The organism is Synergistaceae bacterium DZ-S4 (assembly GCA_025943965.1).
In the GTDB taxonomy this organism is placed as follows: Bacteria; Synergistota; Synergistia; order Synergistales; family Synergistaceae; genus Caenicola; species Caenicola nitritireducens.
The window spans coordinates 177,093-185,547 of sequence record JAPCWD010000004.1 but is presented as its reverse complement, the minus strand read 5'-3'; the positions used below and the strand labels follow the sequence as shown (position 1 = coordinate 185,547).

The window sequence follows — 8,455 nt, the reverse complement described above, 5'->3', positions numbered from 1 at the left end:
GCTTTTTTGTCTCAAATAATAACAAGCCTGATTCTCGTCTATTTGAATCAAAACGGCAAAAATCAGGCATTGCAATTAGGCGCTATTTGATCCTATTGATCCTATCGCTGTTTTTCAGCAACGACTATTCTATATTCCACGGTTGGATATGTAAAGAAAGAATAGTTTGTGAATTCAAAATTTTGAATTTATAGCTCAACGGGGTTTATTTTCTGTTTTTAAGAAAAATACCAAATAACTTTTTCATCAGCTATTGACGATCACATGACAACAGCCTTTGCCATCCACTAGAAAGCCGGACCGGGGTTTTCTCCTCTCGGCGAAAAATCCGGTCCGGCTTTCATATCCACATGTTCAGGTTCATTTCTACCTCTTTATCTTATCGAAAAACCCCTCTTTGTTTTTTACGGGGACTTTCATCTCCTTTGCTATATGTTCGAGGAGTTCCCGCTCTTTGGCTGAAGGATCTTTGCTGATGCTCACCCTGACCAGTATATTCATATCTCCGTTGCCCTTACCGCGCAGCCTCGGCATGCCCCTTCCCTTTATGCGCAGTTTTGATCCAGGCTGAGTGCCGGCCGGGATATCAAGTGTTTCTGAGCCGTCAAAAGTCTCTATCTTTACTTCACACCCAAGCACCGCCTGCGGATACAGTATGTCAACCGACGTGTTGAGGTCGTCGCCCTTCCGCTGGAACCTTCTGTCAGGCTTGACCTCTATCAGCAGGAAAAGATCCCCCGAAGGGCCTCCGTTGATCCCGGCCTCTCCCTGACTGGATACTCTCAGCCTTATTCCGGTGTCTATACCGGCGGGTATCTTGACATCGACGGAATGCTTTTTTCTAACCCGACCCTGTCCTCTGCATTCGCGGCACGGGGCCTTGATCACCTTGCCTTTGCCGTGGCATGTCGGGCAGGCAGTTACCTGGGCCATCTGGCCGAAGGGCGTGTTGACTGTCTGCTGCACCTGTCCGCGCCCGCCGCACGTAGGGCATGTTTCGGCATTGGTGCCCGGTTCGGCTCCGCTGCCTCCGCAGTGGGGACATGTTTCAAGACGCGGGACCTCTATCTTCTTAGTGATCCCCCTGTATGCATCCTCAAGAGAGATCTGCATCGTATATTCAAGGTCGTTTCCTCTGCGGGGAGCGTTGGGGTCAACAGTCCTCCTGCCGGCACCGCTGAATGCGCTCCCGAAAAGGTCTCCGAAAAGGTCTCCGAAATCTGCCCCGCCGAAACCACCGAAGCCGCCGAAATCCCCTCCGGGAGGCATGTCGCCCACATAGCCGAACTGGTCATACTGAGCCCTTTTCTGTGGATCACTCAGGACTTCATTGGCCTCGTTGATCTCTTTGTACTTTTTCTCTGCCTGAGAATCTCCCTGATTTGCGTCAGGATGATATTTCCGGGTCAGCTTGCGGTATGCTTTTTTTATCTCGTCGGCCGAGGCTCCCCGTCCAACACCGAGTATTTCATAGTAGTCCTTTTTGCCGGGAGCAGCCATCCGCGCCTCACCTCACGTTATTGGTTGTCTTCTTCGTGGAATTCCGCATCTACAGTAGTTCCGCCGTTTGAGTCTCCGTTGTCCGTATTTGTCTCTGCACCGGCAGTATTGCCCTGTGCCGCATGTGCCTTTGCGTACGATTTCTGTGAGATGGGGTGCATGGCGTTCATAAGGGCATCGACCGCGGCCTTGATCGCCGATGCGTCTTCGCTTGTCAGAAGGTCTCTCAGGGTCTTGATCTTTTCTTCAACTGCAGCCTTTTCTTCGGATGTTGCGTCATCCCCTAGTTCCTTCAAAGCTTTTTCAGCATTGTACGCAGCACTGTCGCCCTCATTCCTGGCCTCGACAAGCTCTTTCTTCTTCCTGTCCTCATCCTCGTTCATTTCAGCATCACGGCGCATTTTGTCTATCTCTGCGTCCGACAGTCTCGATGACTGGATCGTTATGTTCTGGACCTTGCTGGTAGCCTTGTCCTTGGCTGTGACGTTGACGATACCGTTCGCGTCTATGTCGAAAGTTACCTCTATCTGAGGAATTCCCCTCGGAGCCGGCGCTATGCCGTCAAGGAAGAACCTTCCGAGTGAAACGTTGTCGCCCGCCATCGCCCTTTCGCCCTGAAGAACGTGTATTTCGACCTGCGGCTGGTTGTCTGCCGCAGTAGTGAAGACCTGGCTTTTGGAGACAGGTATCGCACTGTTCTTCTCTATTATCTTTGTAAATACTCCGCCAAGGGTCTCAAGGCCAAGGGAGAGCGGCGTAACGTCTACCAGGACTATCCCTTTGTGCTCTCCCGAGAGGATCGCTCCCTGTATCGCCGCTCCTACTGCAACGCATTCGTCAGGGTTTATCCCCTTTGTCGGCTCCTTGCCCAGAAGCTCTTTGACCTTGCGCTGGACCATCGGCATACGCGTGGATCCTCCAACCAGAAGTATCTTGTCGACATCTGAGGGCTGCAGACCTGCATCCTTCATTGCGGTACGCACGGGCTGGACCGTCCTGTCAAGAAGATCCCTCGTCAGCTCTTCGAATTTCGCCCTCGTAAGCGTCATTTCAAGGTGCTTGGGGCCGTTCTGATCAGCTGTGATGAAGGGCAGCGATATCGATGTCTCCGCCATTGAAGAGAGCTCTATCTTCGCCTTCTCAGCTGCCTCGCGAAGACGCTGAGCTGCCATTTTGTCCTTCCTCAGGTCCACTCCGTCCGTCTTCCTGAATTCATCCGCCATCCAGTTGACTACCTTTGCATCCCAGTCGTCTCCGCCCAGCATGTTGTCTCCGGAGGTCGAAAGGACCTCAAAAACGCCTTCGCCTACGTCCAGTATTGATACGTCAAAAGTTCCCCCGCCAAGGTCAAAGACCATTATCTTGTGGTCCCCTTCCTTGTCAACTCCGTAAGCGAGGCACGCGGCTGTCGGTTCGTTGATGACCCTGAGCACCTCGAGTCCCGCGATGGTGCCGGCATCTTTCGTTGCCTGCCTTTGGGCATCGGTAAAGTATGCGGGGCACGTGATGACCGCTTTGGAAACGGCGGTTCCCAGATATTCCTCCGCATCCCTCTTCAGCTTCTGGAGGATCATTGATGAGATCTGCTGGGGGGTGTACTTCTGTCCGTCAATGGTTACTTTGTGGTCGCTGCCCATCTGTCTTTTTATTGAAATAATGGTCCGGTCCGGGTTGACTATCGCCTGCCTCTTAGCGAGCTGCCCAACGAGCCTCTCGTTTCCGTCTTTGGTAAATGCGACGACAGAAGGCGTTGTCCTGCCTCCCTCCGGATTGGGGATGACCGTGACGTTATCCCCCTCTTTTACCGCTACACAGCTGTTGGTCGTACCCAGGTCTATCCCTATTATTTTTTCCATAACTCATTCCACCTTTTGAATAAAATATATATTTTTTGTTTTACTTGTTTCCATGTTATTAGAGTGCCTAGCCGGTGTATTTTCCCACTCTCACCTGAGGCGCTCTTATGATGCGTCCGGCAAGTCTGTATCCCTTTCTCAGCGTTCCGATAATACATCCGTCTCTGGACTCATCGTCTACAGGTTCCATCGATACCGCCTCATGTACTGACGGATCAAAGTCACCTTCCGTTTCTATGCTCTCAAGGCCCAGATTTTCCAGCGCCTTATAAAACTGCTTCGTTACCATCATTATGCCCTTGTAGAGGTTACTCTCTTCATCCTCTACGGCACAGCAGACCCTTTCAAGATTCTCGAAGACGGGGAGCAGCTCTTCGACAGACCTTTCGGCTGCAAGTTTACAGTTTTTCTCCCTGTCTCTCTCTACCCTGGTCCTGAGGTTGTAGTAATCTGCCCTTGCCCTTGCAGCCTCTTCCGTCAGAGATTTGATCTCCCTCTTCATTTCCTCTATAGTTTCAGTCAGTTTTGCTGTATCATTGCCGGCACTTGCCGCTTCTTTCACCTTCAGCTCTTCAAAAGGCATCGGATCCGCGACCCTTTCCTCACCAAGCGGGGGCTCCGTATTATCTTTGTTGATCCTTCTCATCTTTATTCAACCTCCTCTTCAGACTCAAGGTCCATGGTCCGAAGTACTCTATCAATAGTTGTGATGACTTTTTCGTAGTCCATCCTCTCAGGGCCAACCACACCGATCATTGCCATCTGTCCGTTGCATATCGTGGAGACAGCAACCAGCGCTGATTTTTTCATTGCGGGGGATTCGTTTTCTTCTCCTATGACAACATTTATCCCCTCTATTGAACAGCTCTTGACCAGTTCTGCCATTCCCTCTTCCTGTTCAAGAAATTCATAGAGCGCCTGAATGCGCCCCAAATCCTGAAAATCAGGCAGGTTAAGCATGTGGCTCATGGATCCGGTGAATACTTTCATTGAAGGAGAGAGCATTATCCCCTCCAGCTCACGGAGCGCCGCGGCACAGGCAGATTTGTAATCCCTGAGTTCCTGCATTATGTACGCTTTCAGGGAGTTCTTGATTTCAGTCCATTCGCATCCGGCAAAGACATTTATCCTTCTCGAAAGGTCATCCAGGTACTCCTGAGTCATGTCCCAAGGCAGGCTTATGACTTTCTGGTGCACAAGCCCCCCCTGAAGTACCACAAGAAGAAGTACGTTCTTCTCTCCCAGTCTGACAAAATCGACCCTTTGAAATCTGACTTTGTCGAGAGGGGTGACCGCAGCCACGCCCACGTAGTTTGACACCCTGCTGAGGATGTCTGATGCCGACTCAAGCGCGCCCTCCAGACCTCTCTGATGCTCTCCGAGGCTCTTTATCCATTCCTTATTGTGCCTGGAAGAGTCCACCCTCTGCAGAACGGAGTCCACATACAGTCTGTAACCCAATGTCGTCGGTATCCTTCCGGAGGAGGTGTGCGTTTGTTTCAGAAATCCCATTTCCTCAAGGTCGGACATCTCGTTTCTGATCGTCGCAGAGCTGTGACCCGTCAGATAACGCTTGGAAACAGTGCGGGAGCCGACGCTTTCACCGCTTCTTATGTATTCATAGACCACGGAAAGTACAACTTCCAACTGCCTCTCTGTAAGCAAAGGTATCACTTCCTGCTTTGTTAGCACTCACATACTACGAGTGCTAATTCAATTCCAACGCGACAAGAATAACAGCGCTTCGCACAAATGTCAAGACAGGTCAGATTATTTATATCGTAGTTTTTACCTAGTTTTTACCTATTGATTTGACTCAGATCCCTTAAGAAGCTTCTGTCAATAATGTATAATAAGCTCTGAATGGCCGACCGGTTATTTGAAAATCTGTCTCTTTGACAAAAAACATAAGAGGTAAGTATGACGAAGACCTCAATTTATCTGATAAGGCACGGTGAATGTGCCGGCAACAAGGAAAACAGGGTAAGGGGAAGGGTAGACTTCCCGCTCAACGTGAACGGTCTGGCTCAGGCAGAAGCGCTCGCCCTCGCAATGAGGGACAAAGGGATGACATATGTCTATTCAAGCCCGCTCAAAAGAGCTTTAACTACCGCAGAGGTGATAAGCAGGATCTGCGGATGCGGATTGTCTTCCGATGATTCATTCTCCAATATCAGGCTTGATCCCTGGGAAGGCCGCCTCAAGAGCGAGATCGCAGCAAGCGAGCCCGAACTCTGGAAGACGTGGATAAACGACCCTGAAAGCCTAGTCCTTGACGGAGCGGAGACGCTTGACCAGGTAATGGAACGTTCTCTCGCCGGACTTCAAAAGCTGATAGAAAAACACAAGGGGGAGACCTTCGCGGTAGTTTCGCACAGAGGTGTCCTCAAACCGTTGCTTTCCGGAGCGCTTGGGATCGCGAAACCCAGGTTCTGGCGGCTCCACATGGATACCGGATCTTACAGCCTTCTGACGCATGACGATGTCCACGGCTTCTGCCTCATGGGACTCAATTGTTCTGATCACCTTAAAGGCCTGCCTCTGGTCCAGGAATTCGAGTAGAGGGGACAAGAGATGGCCGCATACGAGATAAAGTTCAGGGACGCAAGGGAACTGGCCGAAGCACTGAAGGCCCTTGGGGCTGACATGAGGAGTCTTCCCTTCTTTGACAACAGGCGTGAGATAAGGTCTGTCTATATTACAGATGTCGATGTCAGGGCAGCCAACGTCATCAAGCAGGAAATGCTTTCAAGGGGGGGAGATGCAGCCGTCCATGCCCATGCAGTCGACTGCGGGGTGACTGAAAGCGACGTTATACTGTTCGGAACGGTCAAACAGATCTCTTTCCTTGCGGACAAACTTGAGACCATGCCGTGGTGGGGATTTCCGGATACCGTAAAAGTACTGAGGGAAGCACTTGCTTCTTTTTCGAAAAAACCTGCAACGATCGATCTCCCTTCCGGCAGTTCTCTGGCCTTTGGGGGCAGGACGCTTCTCATGAGCATCATCAACCTGAGCGACGACTCTTTTCACAGCGAGAGCAGGACTTACGGAAATGTTGACGTTGCTGTGGCGCGTGCAGTCGAGCATGCCAAGGACGGAGCTGACATCCTTGACCTTGGGGCAGAGTCAACAAGACCCGGGGCCGCAAGGATATCTGAAAGTGAAGAGATCGGGCGGATCATGCCGGTGATCAGAGAGATCCGCAAAATCCTCCCTTTAATGCCGATATCTGTTGATACGACCAGAGAAAAAGTTGCAAAGACTGCGCTGGAAGCAGGTGCGGATATAATTAACGACATTTCGGGACTCACATTCGAACCCGGGATAGCCAGGGCCGTAGCTGACCATAATGCGATGCTGGTAATAATGCACATGAGGGGAACCCCGGAGACTATGGGTTCAATGTGCATCTACAGTAACCTGCTGAAGGAGATCAATGATTTTTTTGATGAAAAGATCAGAACAGCAATTTCTTCAGGGGTCGATCGCGCTAAGATAATACTCGATCCCGGGGTAGGTTTTGCAAAGGACTACAGCCAGAACCTCTTCCTGCTGAGGCATCTGGAGTCCTTCAGGATCCACTCGAAACCGATACTGATAGGAGCTTCAAGAAAGGGATCTGTCGGCAAAGCCACTGACAGCCCCGATACTGCCGGAAGACTTGAGGGGACACTTGCTGTCTCGGCCTTATGTGCCTGGGCGGGGGTCGACATTATCAGGGTACATGATACAAAGGAAAACAAAAAAGCCGTAATGATGGCCGAAGCGATAAGGAACGCAGATTATGCCTGAAAAAGCCCGTGTTCTGCTCTCCCTTGGCTCAAACACCGGCAACAGGCTCCTGATGCTGACAAAAGCACAGGAAGAGCTTGAACGGAGAGGCTTTTGCATTACATCCAGAAGCAGGATATGGGAGACTTTCCCATGGGGACTGACAGATCAGCCCAGATTCCTCAATATGTGCATAAGCGCAGAAACCGAGCTCTCTCCGGAAGAAATGCTCATGACCGTAAAAAATATTGAGGTACTGCTTGGACGCACAAAAAATCTTAAATGGGGACCGCGTGAGATCGATATCGACATCATAGCGATCGGGGAACTCGTGATCAACGGACCCGATCTTACCGTCCCGCACAGCCACATGCATGAGAGGGCATTTGTCCTGATCCCTCTCAGAGAGATAGACCCCTGTTTCAGGCATCCGGTGACAGGAATGACGCCGGACGAGATGCTGTCTCTCCTTCCGGAAGAAAAAATGGAGTGGATAGTTTAAATGGATAATATTCAGGGAACGGTTTCACACGAAATCAAAAAACTTGCTTCCGTATTTTCTTCCGGGCGTTTGATCTTGGTAATGCCCGTGGCAGTCCTATTGCTTGCGCTGATCATCTTCGTGGTGCCGGGTAACGAGATCCCGGAAGGGGGATCCAACCTAAGGGCGCTCAGAGTCGGAAATTTTCCTATCGTCCTGATCCTTGAGCAGGACAGGGGCGAGGTAACTTCAGGATGGCTGCGGACACCCGCAGGGACGAGGCAGATAGAGCAGCTTGACGGGCTCTCTTTCGTTTCAGACAGCGTTTTTCTGACCAAGGTAGACCAGGATGACAGGGAAGATCTCCTTTGGAGGACTTCCTTTACAAACTTCGAGGGTACAGGCGTACACTTGTGGGTCGGTGTGACAACATGGTCACCCAAAGCCCATATAATATTGACCCCGTATGAATATACAAGATGGGATGCTGTTCCCGCTAAGCTCGTTGTACCAAAGGGAACGGCCGTCTATGTCTCGCCTGCGGTCCCGATGTACGACAAGTCGGACCCGCTCAGGGGACGCGACAGCTATTCTTTCATATATACAATGAGGATGACTCCCGAAGGACCTGCTTTCGTTCCCGTTCCGGACGTCTACAGGCAGCTCTCGATACTTCTGAGGGCGGGGATACAGGGGGAGTTCACCCCCTCAAAGAGGCTTGCTTATGTAAGGATGCTCAACGAGTTCAACAGCCTTGCAGAGGGAAAACCTCCAAAGGCCGAAACGCTGCTGAACTTCCAATTTGAAAAGGTCGCTGTCCTGAGCTGGAAAAGGTAATTCAGGC

At 51.0% G+C, this 8,455-nt stretch carries 8 protein-coding genes; 4 read left to right on the top strand and 4 right to left on the bottom strand.

Annotated features, from left to right (window positions below):
- Window positions 1–366 precede the first annotated feature (366 nt).
- From dnaJ to hrcA, 4 genes are all read right to left on the bottom strand, one after another.
- Window positions 367–1,500, bottom strand: a complete 1,134-nt coding sequence (gene dnaJ, locus OLM33_04235) for a molecular chaperone DnaJ (protein ID MCW1712883.1) — start codon at window positions 1,498–1,500, stop codon at window positions 367–369.
- A gap of 17 nt (window positions 1,501–1,517) precedes the next feature.
- Window positions 1,518–3,356, bottom strand: a complete 1,839-nt coding sequence (dnaK, locus tag OLM33_04230) for a molecular chaperone DnaK (GenBank protein ID MCW1712882.1) — start codon at window positions 3,354–3,356, stop codon at window positions 1,518–1,520.
- 67 nt (window positions 3,357–3,423) lie between these two features.
- Window positions 3,424–4,002 carry a nucleotide exchange factor GrpE gene (locus tag OLM33_04225; GenBank protein ID MCW1712881.1) on the bottom strand — a complete coding sequence of 193 codons (579 nt, stop codon included), beginning with the start codon at window positions 4,000–4,002 and terminating at the stop codon, window positions 3,424–3,426.
- Between the two features lie 2 nt (window positions 4,003–4,004).
- Window positions 4,005–5,030, bottom strand: a complete 1,026-nt coding sequence (hrcA, locus tag OLM33_04220) for a heat-inducible transcriptional repressor HrcA (protein ID MCW1712880.1) — start codon at window positions 5,028–5,030, stop codon at window positions 4,005–4,007.
- A 246-nt stretch (window positions 5,031–5,276) separates the two neighbouring features.
- Here hrcA and OLM33_04215 point away from each other — a divergent pair, with 246 nt between their 5' ends.
- The 4 genes from OLM33_04215 to OLM33_04200 are packed head-to-tail and all read left to right on the top strand — an operon-like array spanning window position 5,277 to window position 8,448.
- Entirely contained in the window at window positions 5,277–5,918 is a 642-nt protein-coding gene (locus OLM33_04215; protein ID MCW1712879.1) for a histidine phosphatase family protein, read from the top strand.
- Window positions 5,919–5,930: 12 nt separating this feature from the next.
- Window positions 5,931–7,151, top strand: a complete 1,221-nt coding sequence (gene folP / locus OLM33_04210; GenBank protein MCW1712878.1) for a dihydropteroate synthase — start codon at window positions 5,931–5,933, stop codon at window positions 7,149–7,151.
- Window positions 7,144–7,632 (top strand): 2-amino-4-hydroxy-6-hydroxymethyldihydropteridine diphosphokinase, encoded by a 489-nt coding sequence (folK, locus tag OLM33_04205; GenBank protein ID MCW1712877.1) that lies wholly within the window; start codon window positions 7,144–7,146, stop codon window positions 7,630–7,632. The genes folP and folK overlap by 8 nt, the downstream gene beginning before the upstream one ends.
- The gene (locus OLM33_04200; GenBank protein ID MCW1712876.1) at window positions 7,633–8,448 is read left to right on the top strand and encodes a hypothetical protein; all 816 of its coding nucleotides are present in this window, start codon (window positions 7,633–7,635) and stop codon (window positions 8,446–8,448) included. It abuts the gene before it with no gap.
- Window positions 8,449–8,455 lie beyond the last annotated feature (7 nt).

Bases quoted from the DNA above. Each gene is read 5' to 3' on its own strand.
- folK (MCW1712877.1), top strand. From the start codon at position 7,144: ATGCCTGAAAAAGCCCGTGTTCTGCTCTCCCTTGGCTCAAACACCGGC.
- dnaJ (MCW1712883.1), bottom strand. From the start codon at position 1,500: ATGGCTGCTCCCGGCAAAAAGGACTACTATGAAATACTCGGTGTTGGA.
- OLM33_04225 (MCW1712881.1), bottom strand. From the start codon at position 4,002: ATGAGAAGGATCAACAAAGATAATACGGAGCCCCCGCTTGGTGAGGAA.
- OLM33_04200 (MCW1712876.1), top strand. From the start codon at position 7,633: ATGGATAATATTCAGGGAACGGTTTCACACGAAATCAAAAAACTTGCT.
- dnaK (MCW1712882.1), bottom strand. From the start codon at position 3,356: ATGGAAAAAATAATAGGGATAGACCTGGGTACGACCAACAGCTGTGTA.
- OLM33_04215 (MCW1712879.1), top strand. From the start codon at position 5,277: ATGACGAAGACCTCAATTTATCTGATAAGGCACGGTGAATGTGCCGGC.
- folP (MCW1712878.1), top strand. From the start codon at position 5,931: ATGGCCGCATACGAGATAAAGTTCAGGGACGCAAGGGAACTGGCCGAA.